The following is a 17,258-nucleotide window of genomic DNA, read 5'->3' on the forward strand; positions in this document are numbered from 1 at the left end:
TCAAAGTCGCATCATTTCCGGATTCATTTCGTTTTTTTTCGAGCACACCGCAAAAGAGCCTGACATGAAAACCAGTACTGTCGTTTCCGTCGTTTCCCGCATCGCGTTGGCCGCCGCCACAGCTGCTGCCGCATTGCCTGCCGTTTCCGCCACCGACGACAATCTCGTACAGCCGAAAACGCTGATTATCGACAAGAGTCTGTCGAAGCATCAGGCCGAGCAACAGATCCGTGCGGCACGTCTTTACGATACCTTCTGGAGCACGGGTGACGAGGCCCAGGCTCGCGAGGCGCTGGCGGCCGATTTCACCGACCGCACTTTGCCCGCCGGCCGGCCGCAGGGCATCGCGGGGCCACTCGCGGCATCGAAGGGTTTCCATGGTGCCGTGCCGGACGTTCACGCCGAGGTCGAACAGATGATCGTCGCAGGCGACCGCGTCATCACCCATCTGCACTTCACCGGTCACTTCACGGGCAGCTTCAACGGCGTGCAGGGAAAGGGGCAGGCGGTCGACTTCATCGCGACGGACATCTATCGCGTTCGCGACGGCAAGATCACCGACAACTGGCATATCGAGGACAATCTGACGTTCCTCCAGCAGCTCGGCGTGGTCGCCAGGTAAATGGGCATGGGGCCGATCCCGCCGGTCGGCTTTTCCTGATTCGATCTGCGGCGCGTTACCATGCCGGGGCCCACGCGGGGCATCGCGCGGCACAACCCATCATTATTTTCGCGTGACGCGATCATGGACAATCTCGGTGATATTCGCCTCTTCGTTGAAACGGCAAGCCAAGGCAGTCTTTCGGCTGCCGGCAGAAAGCTCGGCCTCTCTCCCGCCGCGGCGAGCGCCCGGCTCGTGAAGCTCGAGGGAGAACTCCATACTCAGCTGTTCGAGCGGTCGACCCGCAAGCTGCGCCTCACCGACGAAGGTCGCCTGTATCTCGTACATTGCCAGCATGCGCTGCAAACCCTGGAAGATGCGCGCGCTGCGTTGCAGGCCGGACGGGCGTCGGTGAGTGGGGCGTTGCGCGTGTCGGCGACGTCCGATTTCGGACGCACCGTGCTACGTCGATGGCTCGACGAATTCAACGAACGCCACCCGAACGTCACGCTGACGCTGGTCCTGTCCGATTCGCTGTCACATTTGCTGCAGGACGACATCGATCTCGCGATCCGCTTCGGTGTGCCGGCCGACAGTTCGATGGTCGCCAAGCGCATGGCCGACAATCGCCGTGCACTATGTGCGTCACCCGACTACATTGCCGCGCACGGCATGCCGAACCATCCCGACGATTTGCGCGAACATCGGTTCGTCGTACTTTCTTCGGCAGCGGGCGCGGCGAACAACTGGCGTTTCGCGCGCGACGGCGAGACAGCATTGTTCACGGCACCGCTCGACAGTTCACGTCAAACGAACGACGGTTCGCTTGCCCGCGAATGGGCGATAGAGGGTCGCGGCGTGGCCATGAAGTCGATCTGGGACATCGGCGCAGATCTGCAGGCCGGGCGGCTGAAACTGCTCCTGCCGGAGTGGCGTTGCCCGGACGTGCCAGTGAACGCACTCTTTCAGCGCACGCATTATATGGCACCGCGCGTGCGCACATTGCTCGACTTCCTCGAAAAGCAGTTCTCCGAAGCATCCGAAGCGTTGGCGCCGTTTCTGCGATAGATCGCCTTTATCGGCGGCTATCGGTTTGACCTGTATGCGCGCAGATCTTTGCGGCCAGTGAGCGAGTCGCGGGGAGGGCGGCGGCACTCATGGTTTCGAGTCGTTTCTGTCGTGCCGGAAATGCCGCGAATGCCGCGAATGCTCGCCGCCTGTACAGGGTGACCTGGACCCATCACGTGTGGGCCGGACGCGAGGCATCGCTTCACGGAATGTCCGCTCGCCGTCTTCGTACGGCTCGGGAAGAGACGATCCCGCTACTCGACGACACGGAGCCGGGTTCGACGCGACGCTCGCCGTTTTCCTCGCAGCCGGACACGACCAAGACGATCCGGCATGCACGGGACTGTCAGCGAGCGCCGATTTTGGGGCCTCCGGTTACCGGTCGTACTCGAAGGACTCGGTGAAGAGCGTGTCGACCGGATCGGACCAGTTCAAATTCACGAACGAGAAGTCCGTGCTGCCGGTCCATCCGGCGACCGACGGAAACGCCACGCCCTGGTCGCCCGGCACGTTGAGCGTCGCTGCAGCGCCCGGCTGGACCGGCAACGCCGATGCCGAACCGTTGACGAACGTCGCCGCCGTCTGCCCGGCCGCGGTTGCGCGAATCTGCACGTTGCCGCGCTTGACGAACGGCAGTCCGGCCTTCGACGTCCAGGCCAGCGGGAAGGTCGTGCCGCCCACGAATGTATCGGCCGTGCCAGGCGTCAGCTTGTCGCGCGTGGATTGCGCCAGCTCGTGCCACGCGTACTGGCGCAGCGCTTCGGGAAGCGGCGACGGCGTACGCAACCGAACCGTATAGTGTTTGGCTGGTGTCGACGTGTTGCCGTTCTGATATACGTCGATCGTATAGGCGCTGAACGGCTTGATGTCGGCCAGCTCGGCGGCACTCAGTTGCGGTTTCGCCCACGCGGTATTGTTGCGCGGCGCGTCGCCGGGCCACGTGAACTGGCCCTGGGTGGCCGGATCCTGCGCGACGCCGGCGAGGCGGAAATTGTTGCGGCACAGCGCATTCTTCGACAGCGCGGCAAGCTGCGCCGGCGTCTGCCCGCTCGCGATCTGCGCCCGGATGTTCAAGGTGTCGCAGGTGCCGCTCGACGGCTGCAGGAACACGCCGTTGCGCAAGCCGGGGCCGTTCACGATCGCGAAGTCCACGGCGGTACCTGCCGCATCGACAGCGCCCACCTGGAGGTTGAGCGAATCGACGAATGCATTGGTTCCCGTCGACGGGTTGGCCGGATTCAGCCAGTCCCATTTTTGCGCGTTCGCGTTCACCTTGGTCAGTACCGCGCGCTGATTGCCGACCACGCGCCAGCCGTTGTCGCCGCTCGCGAGACTGCCCGCCCGCACCGCCAGTTGCACGTGCTGCTGCATGCCGTCGCGAATGCCGTCACTGCGCGTCCACGCGAGCTTGACCCACATCGTGTCACCGGCAACGACGCGGATGACTTCCGGCAAGCTGAAGCTGGCGTTGTTCATTGCATCGTCGGCGACGATCCCCGGCGTTCTGCCGGCCACTGCACCGAACTCCTGGTCGGCCGACATCCCGTTGTTGAGATATGCAGCCGGCACGCCGGCGTTCAGCGCACTCGATGCGACGTCGTCCACGAAGATCCGGCCGCACGCCGCTACGCTGCCGCCCGTGCGCGCGGTGCCGGTCGAGCCGGCGAAGCACTGGTTGAGTGCGGTCTGCAATGCTGCCAGATCGCTGGCGCTCGGCAAATTCGACACGACCGTACCGTTGATGGTCGCGGCGGCCGGCAGGCTCGCCTTGTCGCTGGCCTGCGGCGCGACACCCGGTGCGAGCTGAAGCTGTACCGGCGTATCGCTGGACGCGCCTGCCACCGAGCTGATCTGGACGCCGCCATCCGGCAGCACGTTGACCTTCACCTGGTCGAGCAGCCGGTCGAGGCCCGGTGCGCCGGCGGTCAGCGGGCCGGAAATCAGGTCGACACCCGTATTGCCGGTCGCGGCCAGCAGGTCCGATAACGCAGACGAATAAGCTTGCACGGTGCTTGCAACTGCCTGCGCTGTGACTTTGCTCTGCAGCAAGCCGGTGTCGGCGAGCAGCTTCGTCGGGTTGTCGCCGATGATCGTGGCGGCAATTGCGTTCGTGATCGGCGTGATGTTGATGGTCTGCGTGCCGGCTTTCGCGCTGAGCGCGATCAGCGTGGCCTGCGAATCGGCGACGTTGCCGTACGCGGACAATGCGAACGGCGCGCTCAAGCCCGTCACGGTGCAATGAAACGCGCCGGTCGACGCATCGGCCGGGCAGTCAACCGCTTTGCCGGTGGCATCGACCAGCTTCACGGTGGAACCCTGCATCGCCGCGCCGGCGGCCGCGACCCCGCTGACCGTCTGTGTTGTTGGTTCGGCAGGCGACGAGGACGAACTGCTACCGCCGCCGCAAGCCGACAGGACGAGCACTGCAATACCGGATACGACAGGTGTGAGCTTCATTGTTTTTCCCCCGGGAGCCTGCTGGTTGATACGTGCCATATGCACTGCTGATGCACGCTGAATGGCCGGGATTCTCGCAAAGCCATTTTTTTTGATCATCATTCAGGTGGATGAAAATCAGGAAATAACATGGCACTGCATGCAAATAACCTGTGTTAGCCTGAAAACATTCGGTATTCGAAGCAATATCGTCAGACAAAATCAACATACGAAGATCGCGAAGCGACGGGGGGAGCATGCACCGTGACCAACTCATCGGGGACCTCTACGAGGCCGCGCTGCATCCGGATGGTTTTCTCGAAGTCTTTCACCGGGTATCCGAAAGCCTCGGTGCAAATGTATTTCACATGTTCAGTTGGGACGCCGCACGCAATGCGCCGAAATTCTCGATTTATTCTCCGCGCGCGGAATTCGACGAGATCGTCGCGCTCTACGACCAGTATTACGGCGCGCTCGATCCACGCCGAGGCTTCGTGGAGAATGCGCCGCTAGGCGAATTCGTTTGTTGCCAGGATCACCTGACCGAGCGCGATATCGAACGCAGCGAATTCTTCCAGGACTATCAGATTCCGTCGGGCATTCGCTATCTGATGGGCATTCGGTTCGCCCGCCCCGGTAGCGACAACATCTTGCTCGGGCTGTTGCGCGCGCACGGGCGCCCGCCCTATTCACCGGAAGAGCGTGCGACGCTGACCGGCATGGCCGGGCATCTGCAACGTTCGATCAACCTGTGGCAGGACGCCAGGGTACTGCATCACGATGCGGCACTCGGCACCGAACTGATGGAGGAACTGGGCCTGTCCGTCTTCGCGCTGGACCGGCATGCGCGCATCGTGTTCGTCAACAGGGCGGCCGAAGCGATGCTTCGCGCGGCCACCTGGATCAAGCTCGAGAACGGTCATCTCGGCGCGGTAAGTGCGCCTCAGAATGACGCGCTCAAGGCGGCCCTGGGGCGTGTCGCGAAAACCCGCAAAAGCGAGAGTCTGGCCCTGTCCAGCACCGTGAACGCCGCGCACGAAGTCTTTCTGAGCATCGCCGCCTTGTCCGGACACGGGCGGCATGCCGTTCTCGGCGATGCGACGCTGTTGGTCACGGCCAGGCAACGTAGCGGGGCGCCGCTCGTCGCCGCGCAACAGCTACGGCAGGCGTTCGGCCTGTCGAGCGCGGAAGCCGCCGTCGCCGAAGCGTTGATCGGTGGCAAGACGCCGGACGAATGCGCGGCCAGCGCGGGCGTGTCGCTCGCGACCATTCGCACCCAGTTGCGCGCGATCTACGAGAAGACGCACACCCGGAACCAGGCCGAGGCAGTGGGACGCATGCTCTGGGTGCTACCGCGGCATTCGCGCGGTGATTGATGCTTCGAAACCGCTCGCCGGGTGGGGATAAGTCGCTTTCCGGCTCTGCGCGAGACCGTCGATCTCGCCGCTGGCGCGTGTGACATCAGAGACGAATCGATGCTCATTCGAGAACGGGGAAGCCTCATCAAGGTGCCACGCATCGAGCCGCCCAAGCAAACGCCGACCGGGGGGGCGCCGGCGCGAACACGTGCTCGGCACGTTTCGCGCCGATGAACCGATCTCCGAAGGCTTGTTGTTGGAAGCGCACGAGGCCGATCTTTGCGTGGCCAACGAAGCGATACAGGCGCGTGTGAAGGCGATACTCGCAGCCGGGGCCGAGACCTACGAAGGCGAACTCCACTTTCCGGACCTGTCCGCGAAGCTGCCCCCTGCTGATTGAGCGATCTGCGCGGCTCCGGAAGAGAATGCTCGCCGATTCGACGACCCGACGCGGCACGCGTCGAGCCAGGCATGGAAATCGCTCCTATACGTGGATCAGCGTCGCACCGACGCACATCCGATTTCGCGATCCACTGTCAGGAGGCCGCGCCATGCACGAATTCACGAACTGGAGCCCATTGGTTTCGCTGATCGCCGGGATTCTCATTCTGGTGGTACCGCGCTTGCTGAATTACATCGTTGCGCTCTACCTGATCATCATAGGGTTGCTCGGGCTTTTCGGCGGACATTTACACTGACGCGCCGCGCGGAACGGCCCTGTGCATGACCGCACAGGGCCGCTTGCTCGAGTTTCCGGGGACGCGCAATGCCGCCGGGAAACGGCGGCGCGTCGGAACCTACAAGTGCTCGACGCGTACCTCGACTGAATCCCTGGGCACGGTCAATCGCGTGCGGCCAAGCAAAGCATCCGCGGGCGCGGTGCCGTCCGGGTTCAACGGCTTCATCTTGTTGAACGTGACGGAAAAGTAGTCCGGCGTGACCGTGGCCGACGCGTAACCCTGCGCGTCGTGGTCGGCGTGGCACAGATCGGGGTTGTTCGCCATCAGGAAGCGGTCGAGTCTGGCAGGCGTCGCCGCGATGGACGCGAGCGGTGTGCCGTTCCATGCGGCCTTCAGGTAGGAATAGAAGGACATGCTGCTGATGCCGGCGCAGACGAAATCGACGATGACCGGCACCCCCGTCGCGGGATCGGGATCGTCCCGCACGACACCGCACTGAAATGCGTGCAGGTCTCCGGTGATCGCGACGACGTTATGGATCCCGTGCTCCCTCAAGTAGGCGAGCAGTTCGTGCTTGTGCGCGGGATAACCGTCCCATGCGTCGCAATCGACGACGAGGCGGGCCCCCGGTGTCTGGGGTGCACCCGGCATCACGAACCACAGACGGTTCAACATCACTTCGTTGCCCCATACCTTCCAGGTTGCCGGCGAGTCCTTCATCGCGGCTTTCCACCATTGCGTCTGTTCCGGACCGAGCAGCGACGGCGGGCGGCCCAACTGCCGGGCGAGACGCGCCTCGTCGCGTTGCAGTCCATCCTGCTTGACGAAGTAGCGCGAGCCGGCCGCATCGTCACCGTGCACCGGGTCGTGCCCGTGCGCGCGCGCGATAGCGGATTCGCTCACGACATGGTCGTCGCGATACAGCCGCTCGTCCGTCATCACCAGATGCATCAGCATGCCGAAACGAAAATCGCGGTAGATGCGAATATTCGTGTACGACGGGTTGTCCGGCTCGAAGCGCACGTCGCCCCAATCCACCGGCATGTACTCTGCCCACGCGCGACTGGCGTTGCGCCGCCGCCGGGTTTCCTGTCGCTCCTCGTTGGTGTAGACCTGATGATCCTGCCAGCAATCGTCGGAAAATTCGTGGTCGTCCCAGATCGCGATCATCGGCAGGCGCTGGTGCAGTGTCTGCAAGCGCGAATCGGTACGATAGGTGCGATAGAGCGTCCGGTAGTCGTCGAGCGAATCGGCATACGCGCGGCCGTCCGCGAGCCGCTTGCCGTCGGGCAGATGCAGCGGAGAATGTGCCGGCTCGGCCTGGCCGGGGGGAGAGGTCCCGACCGTTTCATAGATATAGTCACCCACGTGCACGACGAAATCGAGATCGCGTTCGGCGGCCATCAGCGTCATCGCCTGCCAGTGGTTGATGCTCCAGTCCTGACAGGTGAGCCACGCGAAGCGAACCTGTTCGTTGGCCTCGCCGGCCTCCGGTGCCGTGCGCGCGACACCGGTCATGCTGACGTCGCCGCCGGCGACGAACCTGTAGTGGTAGGTCGTCTTCGGCGAGAGTGCCGCCACCTTCGCGCGCACGGTGAAGTCGTAGATGGCCAGCGCCCTCAGCGGTACGCTGGCGACGAGCGTCGAAAAATCCGGCAGCGTCGAGACTTCGAGTCGTAGCGGGACCGCGCGCGCGGCACTTCTTGCATCGTGCTGCTCGCTGCTGGATACCGGCACGCAGCGTGTCCAGAACACGATGGAGCGATCGCGCGGATCGCCGCTTGCGACACCTTGCGGAAATCGACTGGTGTTTTTGCGCACGGTGCTGCCCGGCAGGCCCACTGGTGAAACGTCGTGCGGGACAGCAGCGGCGGCAACCGCAATGGTAAAAAAGGCCGACGACTTGAGGAAATGGCGACGATCCATTGATCCTCCCGATCGCATCCCGCGGATGCAGGAAGCACTGCAGCAGGTGTTCGCTGCTCTCGCTCGGCAAGCCTGCCGGCGTTACGCAGCGAGGACAGATAGCGCAGTCGATCCCGAACCTTACTGCGAAGATCGACGCCTGAAAAGTCGTAAGAACCCCATTTCGAATGCGTGCACGCGAGCTCGCAAAAGGCCCGTGTATTCAGGAACACGAATTGCTGGATACGGTGCAGCAAACTCGGGGAGGGAGCAATGCGCATTGGCCACACCGTCGGCAAGGTGGCCGCGTGGCTTGCCGTCATCGTCACCCTGGCGCTTGCCGCGCTGGTCATCTTCATCGTCACGTTCGACTGGAATCGAGCCCGGCCGTGGATCGATGACAAGGTGTCGGACGCAATCGGACGACAGTTCGCCATCAACGGCGATTTGCGTATCGATTGGCGTCGGCCGGTGAGCGAGCAAGGCTGGCGTGCATGGGTACCGTGGCCGCGATTCAGCGCACACGATGTCACGATCGCCAATCCCGATTGGGCGCGCACGAAGCATTTCGCCGCGCTGGACATGATCAGCTTCGAAGTCGAGGCGCTGCCGCTGATCGCACGCCGCATCGTGATTCCGGCAATCGACCTGGTCAATCCGTCCGTCGACCTCGAGCGCATCAAGGACGGGCGAGTCAACTGGACGCTCAAGCTCAAGCGGCCCGCGCAGCCGGGCCGATGGACGCTCGACCTGCATCAGGTCGCGTTTGCCCAGGGTCATCTCGGCTACTACGATCAGCAAAAGCAGTTCGATCTGAGCGCCGTGGTCGACACGCTTGGCCAGCCGATCCCGTTTGACGCGGTGGTGAAGCAGCAGCAGGCGTTGGCGCAACACGAATCGGCGCGTGCCGTCGGGCCGGCAGGTCAGAAAAAGCTCGCGGCCCAGGCGCGCTCCGGCCCGGCGCAACCGGCGGTGCCTGCGTCGGGTGCCGAGGCGGCGTCCCGCGTATCGGCCGCGGCGTCGCAAGCGGTGGCCGCGGCTTCACATGCTGCGGCGACGACATCTCGTACCACGATAGCCCCGGCTGCATCAGGCCCGTCGATGGCATCGAGCGCGCCCGCAGCGCCCGCATCGGGCGCAACGGCTTCGGCGACAACGAGTGCATCGACGGGCGCATCGACGGGCACAACATCCGCGGCATCTGCCGGCGTCGGCACGTACACGATCGGCTGGACCGTCAAGGGGACCTACAGGAAAGGCGCGGTCGCCGGCACGGGCAAGATCGGCAATGTGCTGGAGTTGCAGGGCGCACAACACCCGTTTCCGGTTCAGGCCGATTTGCGTTTCGGCGATACGCACCTGGCGCTCGTCGGCACGCTGACCGATCCGGCTCACCTGGCGGCGGTCGATCTTCGACTGTGGCTCGCGGGCACCAGCATGGCCAAGCTGTATGACGTCACGGGCATCACTCTTCCCGAAACCGCGCCTTATGCGACCGACGGCCGGCTGGTCGGCCAGTTCCGGGCGTCCGGCAACGTCTTCAAGTACGAGGACTTCACGGGACGCGTCGGCGGCAGCGACATCAACGGCTCGTTGGTGTACGTTTCGCGCGAACCGAGGCCGCTCTTGTCCGGTACGCTGGTGTCGAAGCTGCTGCAGTTTTCCGACCTTGCGCCGCTCATCGGCGCCGACACGAATGCCAGCAAGGCGCGGCGGGGCGCCGCCGTCGCGCAGCCCGCGAACAAGGCATTGCCGGTCGAGGCATTCCGCACGGACCGCTGGAAGAAGATCGACGCCGACGTTCGATTGACCGGGCGGCGCATCGTCAAGACCGCGAGCTTGCCGATCACCGACCTGTCGACCCACGTCGTGTTGCATGACGGCGTGCTGACGCTCAACCCGCTGAACTTCGGCGTCGCGGGGGGCACGCTTGCGTCGAACATTCACCTGGACGGCAGCGGCATGCCGCTCAAGGGGCGGTTCTCGCTGCAGGCGCGACATCTGAAGCTCAAGCAACTGTTCCCGACGTTCCCGGTGATGCAAACGGCGCTCGGCGAGGTCAACGGCGATGCCGCGCTGTCGGCCACCGGCAATTCGCCGGCGGCGCTCGCCGCGACTTCCAACGGGGAAGTGAAGACATTGGTGACCGACGGCACGGTGAGTCTCTTGCTGATGGAAGCCGCGGGGCTGAACGTTGCAAACGTGGTGTACGAGAAATTGTTCGGCACGCGTGACGTCAGGATCAACTGCGGTGTGGCCGACTTCGTGGTCACCAACGGCGTGCTCGACTCGCGCGTATTCGCGCTCGACACCGAGGATGCGGTGATCGGCATGGATGGCACCGTGAACCTGCGGGACGAGACCATGAATCTGACGATCCATCCCCATACCAAGGGCTTCCGGGTGATATCGCTACGTTCGCCGCTGTACGTCACCGGGTCCTTCAAGCAACCGCACGTCGGCGTGAAGGCGGGCGCACTGATCGCGCGTGGCGGTGCCGCGATCGGGCTGGGCTTGCTGAATCCGCTCGCCAGTCTGCTCGCGTTGCTGCAGCCGGGCCGCAGTCGTTCGTTGCCGTGCGGGCAGATGCTGGCCGACATGGAGCAGCGCCCGACGGCGCCGCCGCCGGGCGTCCGACAGGGAAAGAAGGCTGTCCCGGCGTACATGAACGCGCCGCTGGCTGCTTCTGCCGCGTCCGCGCCGGCCGGTGCCGAACCCGGGCATTCGACGCGGGCGAACCGGGGTTCCGCTCACGACCGGTAACGCCACGTGCGCGGTCCGTTCCCGCGCTCGGCCGCCTCGAGTACACGCACGAGCATCGACAGATCGCGCAGGGGGCGCGGCGATTGCGATACGCGCGTGCCCCAACCCTCGTGGCGCTGATGAATCGCGACGTCTTTGTGTGCAACTCGTGCGCGCGTCGACAGCTGGCCCGGTTGCGGAATCCGATGGGCGACAAGCCGAAGTAGCGTTGCGACGCGCGTCCGCGAAGCGCGGCCGATGCAGGTAGCCGGAATACCGCGAGATCGCGTTCGGGATGCCGTTCGATTTGCGTGCCCTGTCGATTCCCGGCCGCCAGCAGGGCACCGCATCGACCGAACGCAGGCGCGCCGCGTCGACCCGTGACGACAGGTTCCTGTTTGCCGTCACCCGGTGCCTGCGGCCGATATGGACAGGGGGCGACGTCGAATGGCGGTTGAGATCGAATCGCGTGCGGTGCACAATCCGGAAACAGAATGACATCGCGCAAACGGGCCGTCTCGCTTCACGTATTCCGCGCTCGATGACGGATGGAACGCCGTGCCGGCGATCGACCGGCGCGGTTGTCCGTCATCGTGCGCTGCGCGGATATCACGTCGAATTCGCGGTTCCCGTTAATCGTCAATCCAGGCCGGGTCCCGATCGGCACGAGTTGAACAAGATGAATGCACCTGACCTCAATCTCCTGATTGTTCTGGATGCCTTGCTGTCCGAGAACAGCGTCGCGCGGGCCGCGGAGACGCTCGGCCTCAGCCCGTCGGCATTGAGCCGGTCCCTGGCCCGCCTGAGGGCCACGACGGGTGATCCGCTGCTCGTCAGGGCCGGACGCGATCTGGTGCCGACGCCTCATGCGCTTGAACTGCGGGTCCAGGTTCGCGCGCTCGTGGAAGGCGCGCAGGCCGTCCTGTGTCCGTGCAAGAACGCGGACCTCGGCGGGCTCGAGCGCACGTTCACGATCCGCGCCAACGAAGGGTTCGTCGATACGTTCGCGGCCGAACTGCTCGCGCTGGTGATGGAAACCGCGCCGAACGTGCGGCTGCGCTTCGCGCCGAAGCCGGACAAGAGTGTCGAGGCGTTGCGCATGGGGGCCGTCGATCTCGAGATCGGCGTGGTGGGCCATACGGGCCCCGAATTGCGTGTACAGGCGCTGTTCCGCGACCGCTTCATCGGCGTCGTTCGGGCCGGTCACCCGCTTGCGCAGGAGGAGGTCACGCCGCAGCGATATGCATCGTTCGGCCATATCAGCGTGTCGCGGCGGGGGCAACTCAGCGGTCCCATCGACAACGTGCTTGATACGCTGGGGCTGCAGCGAACCGTCGCGGCGATCGTGTCCGGTTTTCCCGCCGCATTGTCCCTGGCGCGCGACTCGGATTTGATCGCCAATGTTCCGGAACGGCAGACCGGGAAATCGCGGGGGGGAATGTTCAGCTTCCCGTTGCCGGTGCTGACTGCCACGTTGACGGTTTCGCAGATATGGCATCCGCGCTTCGACAACGACCCCGCGCATCGCTGGCTGCGCAGCTGCCTGCGGCGTGTCTGCGCGACCCAGGCGCCGTCGTTGTACGATGTCGGCGCACCTGAACCATGACGGTGCACACGTCACGTTCGCGCGCGTCAACTGCATGAATACATTGAGCGTGACGCATCTTCCGCGCGGGATTGCAACTCGGTATGCTCAACCTTGTCCGATTGCTGCGTCCGGCGTAATTAATCCGTATTGCATTGTTTCGTTCAATGCACTTTGAGCCGCGATTGTTGCCCGATCGTTGCTGATAATGATCCCGGGCGACGCGAGCGGCACATGGCCGAATCGCGTGCATTACTGGCTTAATAAATAAAGAAACAGGCTGGTGCTTTCGCACCAAGCACTGTCGTTTGCGCTTTCGAGGGCTGAACAGGATGATTCACGCTTCGCAGGACGGGCGTGCGCCGAGTCGGCCGGCATGGTTAATTGTTCTGGAGATGAGAATGACTCGGTTGGCATTGAACATGACACCCCCCACTGCGGTCGCGTTGAGCACGAGAGAGTGTGAAGTATTGAAATGGGCAGCCGAAGGGAAGACTGCCTATGAGATAGGCATGATTCTCGGATTGACCGAACGTACGATCAATTTTCACATTTCACGTTCCATTGCCAAGCTGGATGCTTCGAACAAGACAAACGCGGTCGTGAAAGCCGTGCTGATGGGCCTGATCGTATTCGTTTAGAAAGGACCCGGGGCGCCCGCCCCGGGAAGCCGTTTGTCAGATCGCGCCCTGGAACGCCAGCACGCGCGCCTTGAACTCTTCGGGAACCGGCATCGTCGCATTGCTCGCATAGTCGAACATCACGTGTGTCGACTGCGCGCGGGCAACGATCGCGTCGTCGCCGGCCGCGCCGTTGTCCCGCATCATCAGGTGTTCGAGTTCGAAGCTCTTCGAGCCGAAACGGGTAATGCTGCTGCGCACCGTGATCGTATCCCCGTACTGGGCGGGCTTCAGGTACTCGCACGACGTCTTGACCATGATGTGCGGCAACTTCTCCGAATACGGCAGCTCCAGCAGGTCGTGCATGAACGTCAGATATGCGTGCTGAAGGTAATCGTAATAAACCGGGCTGCTGACATGCCCGAGTCCGTCTGTCTCCCGGTATTTAACTGTAATTTCAGTTTCATAATGATTTTTCGTCATGTGTATCTCCATGTGAGAGTGCGAGGTGCAATGGCGCATGTCCTCGCGATGAAAATAAATTGAATCGGATGGTTTTAGATACTGTAAAAAATAGCAGATTGAGGAATTCGATTGGCGACTGAGATAAATGACAGTATCGAATCGAATTTGATAAAGCTTTAATTGACCCCCGTGAGTTTCGTATTGTCGAATCGAAATCGGAGAGTCAAGTGGAACAGCCTCATCTGAAAGGGACGGCGGCGGTCACCGGGGCAATGCAACTGCGCGGCGAGTTGCTTGCCGACGCCGCGACCACTCGCTTGGTACGTGGTGCCCAGCGCGCACTCGCCCGCATCCTCGCGGGCAGGGACGATCGCCTCGCGTTGATCGTCGGGCCGTGCTCGATTCACGACACGGACGCCGCGCTCGAATTCGCGCGCCGGCTCGCGCCGCTGCGGGCGCGTTACGCCGATACGCTCGAGGTCGTGATGCGCACGTACTTCGAAAAGCCGCGCACCACGGTCGGCTGGAAGGGGTTGATCAACGATCCGCTGCTCGACGGAAGCTATCGCGTCGACGACGGGCTGCGTCTTGCGCGTCGCCTGCTGCTCGACGTCAACGCACTCGGCATGCCGGTCGCGACCGAGTTTCTCGATCCGCTCACGGCGCCCTACCTCGACGATCTGGTGTCCTGGGGCGCGATCGGCGCACGCACGACCGAGTCGCAGATTCACCGGCAGATCGCATCCGGCCTCGATGCGCCGATCGGCTTCAAGAACGGCACCGACGGCAACGTGAAGATCGCGATCGACGCGGTTCGCACGTCGCGGGCCGCGCATCACTATCTCCGTCCGCGTGACGAAGGCGGGCTCGAGGTCGCGTCCACGCGGGGCAATCCGAATACGCACATCGTGCTGCGCGGCGGGCGCGTGCCGAACTACGACGACGTCAGCGTGACGGCCGCCTGTGCGGCGCTGCGCGATGCGCAATTGCCGCCGCACGTCGTGATCGACGCGAGTCACGGCAACAGCGGAAAGCAGACGCGTGCGCAAATCGCCGTCTGCGAGAACGTGGCCGGGCAACTGCGCGACGGGCAGCGCGCGATTGCCGGCGTGATGGTCGAGTCGTTTCTCGTCGAGGGGCGGCAGGACATCGTGCCCGGCCGGGCCTTGACCTACGGGCAGAGCGTGACGGACGCCTGTCTCGGCTGGGAGGACACGGTTGCACTGATCGAGCTGTTCGCCGGCGCGGTTGCGTCGCGACGGCGGTCCCGAGTCGGCTTTCTGGTACCGGGTGTTCCGGCCGGCACCGTACAAGCCATTTCTTACTGAAAGGAGCTTTCTTGAACTCACCCATCGATATCGCACACGCGCTCGACTGGAAGGGGGACGGCGCAAGCCGGACACCGTTCGAAGCCTATACGAGCGATGCGCTTTACCAGCGCGAACTGGAGCGTTTGTTCTATTCGAAACACTGGTGTTACATCGGCCTCGAGGCGGAAGTGCCGTCTCCCGGCGATTTCCAGCGCACCGAAGTCGGCGAGCGTTCGGTCGTGATGACGCGCACCGAGGACGGCGAGGTGGTCGTGTTCGAGAACGCCTGCGCGCATCGCGGCATGCAGTTCTGTCGTGAACGCGCGGGGAACGCGAAGGATTTCCACTGCCCGTATCACCAGTGGAACTACGACCTGAAGGGCAATCTGGTCGGTGTGCCGTTCCGGCGCGGCGTGCGGCAGAGCGGCAAGATCAACGGCGGCATGCCGCCGGATTTCGATCCGAAGAATCACGGGTTGCGGCGGCTGCGCGTGTCGACGCGCGGCGGCGCGGTGTTCGCGTCGTTCGACCAGGACGTCGAGTCGTTCGAGGATTTCCTCGGTCCCGACATCCTGCGCTATTACGACCGCCTGTTCCACGGGCCGAAGCTGACCGTGCTCGGTTATACGCGCCAGCGCGTGCCGAGCAACTGGAAGCTGATGGTGGAGAACATCAAGGACCCCTATCACGCGGGGCTCCTGCACACCTGGTTCGTCAACTTCGGGCTGTGGCGCGCGGACAATCCGGCCCAGCTGGTCACCGACGCGCATCACCGTCACGGCGCGATGATCTCGATCCGCAGCGGCGGGGGCGGCGGCGAGGTCACGCACAACGTGACGAGCTTCAAGGAGCGCATGACGCTGAACGACGACCGTTTCCTCGATGTCGTGCACGAGCCGTGGTGGGGCGAGCCGACCGTCGTGATGTTGACGTTGATGCCGAGCGTGATCATCCAGCAGCAGGTGAATGCGCTGTCGACCCGGCGCATCCGCCCGGTCAGCCCCGGCGTGTTCGATTACGTCTGGACGCACTTCGGATTCGAGACGGACGACGAGGACATGACGCGCCGGCGGCTGCGCCAGGCCAACCTGTTCGGGCCGGCCGGCTTCGTTTCGGCGGACGACGGCGAAGTGATCGAATGCGTGCAGCAGAGCTTCGAGCAGATCCAGCACGGCAACGTATACAACGAGCTCGGCGGCCGCGAAGTCGACGAGCGCACCGACCACATGGTCAGCGAAACGCTCGTGCGCGGCATGTACCAGTACTGGCGCCACGTGATGGAGGCATGAATGACGATTTCATCCGCATTGGCCGACGCACGGCCCGCGACGCGCGGCACCGGAACGGTTGCGGCGACCTTCGCCGATTTCTACGGGCTCGTGGACCTGAACGCGCGCTATGCGTCCGCACTGGATCGCGGCGACTGGGACGCGTGGCCGGAATTCTTCGAGGAGGACTGCACGTATCAGCTGTTGCCGCGCGAGAACCATGAACGCGACTTCCCGCTTGCGCTGCTCGCGTTCGAGAGCAAGGGGATGCTGAAGGATCGCGTGTACGGCATCAAGGAGACGCTGTTCTACGACCCGTACTACCAGCGCCACCTGATCGGCACGCCGCTCATCACGTATCTCGACGAATCGGTCATCGAGGCCGAGACGAACTACGCGGTGCTGCGTACCAAGAGCGAGCAGATGAGCGACGTGTACAACACCGGTCGATATCTCGACCGGATACGCCGCACGCCGCACGGGCTGCGTTTCGAGTCGCGCATCTGCGTGTACGACAGCGAGATGGTGCCGAATTCGATCATCTATCCGATCTGAGGAGGCGGCGTGACGACGGAATGGATCTATGCGGTCGATACGGCCGCGGTACGCGAGGAGGGGCTGACGGGCGTGATCGTCGGCGGGCGCGACATAGCGCTGTTCGCGGTCGACGACGAGATATTCGCGACCGACAACCAGTGCACGCACGGCGAGGCGCGCCTGAGCGACGGTTTTCTGCTCGACGACGAAATCGAGTGCCCGCTGCATCAGGGGCGCTTCAGCGTGCGTACCGGTGCCGCGCTGTGCGCGCCGGTCACGGCTTGCGTGAAGACGTTCCCGGTGAAGATCGAGGCGGGCCGGGTGTTCGTGCGATTCGATACCGAAGTCGCACATGACGAAGCGGATGCATCAACGGGAGAGCGGACATGAGTGCCTATGTGGTGGTGGATGTCGACGTCTACGACGAAGTGCGATTTGCCGAATACCGGAAGCTCGGTGTGCCGACGATCGCCGCGCATGGCGGCCGCGTGCTCGCACGCAGCGACGACGTGGTCGTGCTTGAAGGCGAATGGACGCCGCGGCGCCTGGTCGTGCTGGAATTCGACGATCTCGACGCGGCGCGCCGCTGGCACGGCTCCGACGAATACCAGCGCGCGAGGCAGCTGCGGCTCGATGCGGCCGACACGCACAGCATCGCGCTCGCGAGCCTCTGACACCGGGGC

General features: G+C 63.7%; 16 protein-coding genes. 13 read left to right on the forward strand and 3 right to left on the reverse strand.

What is annotated here, in order from left to right; translation table 11 throughout:
• The first annotated feature begins 64 nt into the window (after positions 1-64).
• Together DPV79_RS14250 and DPV79_RS14255 are read left to right on the forward strand one after the other, a co-directional pair.
• Positions 65-622, forward strand: a complete 558-nt coding sequence (locus DPV79_RS14250) for an ester cyclase (RefSeq protein WP_113045690.1) — start codon at positions 65-67, stop codon at positions 620-622.
• A gap of 123 nt (positions 623-745) precedes the next feature.
• Positions 746-1,669 carry a LysR family transcriptional regulator gene (locus DPV79_RS14255; protein WP_042973658.1) on the forward strand — a complete coding sequence of 308 codons (924 nt, stop codon included), beginning with the start codon at positions 746-748 and terminating at the stop codon, positions 1,667-1,669.
• 375 nt (positions 1,670-2,044) lie between these two features.
• Here DPV79_RS14255 and DPV79_RS14260 read toward each other — a convergent pair whose 3' ends face one another.
• Positions 2,045-4,126, reverse strand: a complete 2,082-nt coding sequence (locus DPV79_RS14260; protein ID WP_113045691.1) for a hypothetical protein — start codon at positions 4,124-4,126, stop codon at positions 2,045-2,047.
• 236 nt (positions 4,127-4,362) lie between these two features.
• Here DPV79_RS14260 and DPV79_RS14265 point away from each other — a divergent pair, with 236 nt between their 5' ends.
• The 3 genes from DPV79_RS14265 to DPV79_RS14275 all read left to right on the forward strand — a co-directional run bounded on the left by DPV79_RS14265 (position 4,363) and on the right by DPV79_RS14275 (position 6,161).
• A complete protein-coding gene (locus DPV79_RS14265) occupies positions 4,363-5,481 on the forward strand; it encodes a helix-turn-helix transcriptional regulator (protein ID WP_059585679.1) in 1,119 nt (372 codons plus the stop codon).
• Positions 5,482-5,671: 190 nt separating this feature from the next.
• Positions 5,672-5,863, forward strand: a complete 192-nt coding sequence (locus DPV79_RS43055) for a hypothetical protein (protein ID WP_244321748.1) — start codon at positions 5,672-5,674, stop codon at positions 5,861-5,863.
• 151 nt (positions 5,864-6,014) lie between these two features.
• Complete coding sequence (locus DPV79_RS14275) at positions 6,015-6,161, forward strand: DUF3096 domain-containing protein (RefSeq protein ID WP_081062303.1); 147 nt, start codon at positions 6,015-6,017, stop codon at positions 6,159-6,161.
• A gap of 99 nt (positions 6,162-6,260) precedes the next feature.
• On the opposite strand, the gene DPV79_RS14280 is transcribed toward DPV79_RS14275, so the two are convergent.
• Positions 6,261-8,069: an alkaline phosphatase D family protein gene (locus DPV79_RS14280; protein ID WP_113045692.1), complete on the reverse strand. Its 1,809-nt coding sequence runs from the start codon at positions 8,067-8,069 to the stop codon at positions 6,261-6,263.
• A 252-nt stretch (positions 8,070-8,321) separates the two neighbouring features.
• Between DPV79_RS14280 and DPV79_RS14285 the strand changes: the two genes are divergently transcribed.
• From DPV79_RS14285 to DPV79_RS14300, 3 genes are all read left to right on the forward strand, one after another.
• Positions 8,322-10,811 carry an AsmA family protein gene (locus tag DPV79_RS14285; protein ID WP_113045693.1) on the forward strand — a complete coding sequence of 830 codons (2,490 nt, stop codon included), beginning with the start codon at positions 8,322-8,324 and terminating at the stop codon, positions 10,809-10,811.
• A 658-nt stretch (positions 10,812-11,469) separates the two neighbouring features.
• Positions 11,470-12,396 (forward strand): LysR family transcriptional regulator, encoded by a 927-nt coding sequence (locus DPV79_RS14295; protein WP_059585754.1) that lies wholly within the window; start codon positions 11,470-11,472, stop codon positions 12,394-12,396.
• A 380-nt stretch (positions 12,397-12,776) separates the two neighbouring features.
• Positions 12,777-13,016 carry a LuxR C-terminal-related transcriptional regulator gene (locus tag DPV79_RS14300; RefSeq protein WP_225723211.1) on the forward strand — a complete coding sequence of 80 codons (240 nt, stop codon included), beginning with the start codon at positions 12,777-12,779 and terminating at the stop codon, positions 13,014-13,016.
• A 36-nt stretch (positions 13,017-13,052) separates the two neighbouring features.
• Here DPV79_RS14300 and DPV79_RS14305 read toward each other — a convergent pair whose 3' ends face one another.
• A complete protein-coding gene (locus tag DPV79_RS14305) occupies positions 13,053-13,517 on the reverse strand; it encodes an acyl-CoA thioesterase (protein ID WP_311767622.1) in 465 nt (154 codons plus the stop codon).
• A gap of 170 nt (positions 13,518-13,687) precedes the next feature.
• On the opposite strand from DPV79_RS14305, the gene DPV79_RS14310 reads away from it, so the two are divergent.
• The 5 genes from DPV79_RS14310 to DPV79_RS14330 are packed head-to-tail and all read left to right on the forward strand — an operon-like array spanning position 13,688 to position 17,249.
• Positions 13,688-14,788 (forward strand): 3-deoxy-7-phosphoheptulonate synthase, encoded by a 1,101-nt coding sequence (locus DPV79_RS14310; RefSeq protein WP_113045694.1) that lies wholly within the window; start codon positions 13,688-13,690, stop codon positions 14,786-14,788.
• Positions 14,789-14,799: 11 nt separating this feature from the next.
• On the forward strand, positions 14,800-16,059 hold the full coding sequence (locus tag DPV79_RS14315; RefSeq protein WP_021157710.1) for a Rieske 2Fe-2S domain-containing protein: 1,260 nt from the start codon (positions 14,800-14,802) through the stop codon (positions 16,057-16,059).
• Complete coding sequence (locus DPV79_RS14320; RefSeq protein WP_027792273.1) at positions 16,060-16,593, forward strand: aromatic-ring-hydroxylating dioxygenase subunit beta; 534 nt, start codon at positions 16,060-16,062, stop codon at positions 16,591-16,593.
• A 9-nt stretch (positions 16,594-16,602) separates the two neighbouring features.
• Positions 16,603-16,965 (forward strand): non-heme iron oxygenase ferredoxin subunit, encoded by a 363-nt coding sequence (locus tag DPV79_RS14325; RefSeq protein ID WP_021157708.1) that lies wholly within the window; start codon positions 16,603-16,605, stop codon positions 16,963-16,965.
• Positions 16,962-17,249, forward strand: coding sequence for a DUF1330 domain-containing protein (locus tag DPV79_RS14330; RefSeq protein ID WP_021157707.1), 288 nt, complete (start codon positions 16,962-16,964; stop codon positions 17,247-17,249). Before DPV79_RS14325 ends, DPV79_RS14330 begins: the two co-directional genes overlap by 4 nt.
• The last annotated feature ends 9 nt before the right edge of the window (positions 17,250-17,258 follow it).

It is taken from the genome of Burkholderia reimsis (assembly GCF_003294055.1).
GTDB classification, from domain to species: domain Bacteria; phylum Pseudomonadota; class Gammaproteobacteria; order Burkholderiales; family Burkholderiaceae; genus Burkholderia; species Burkholderia cepacia.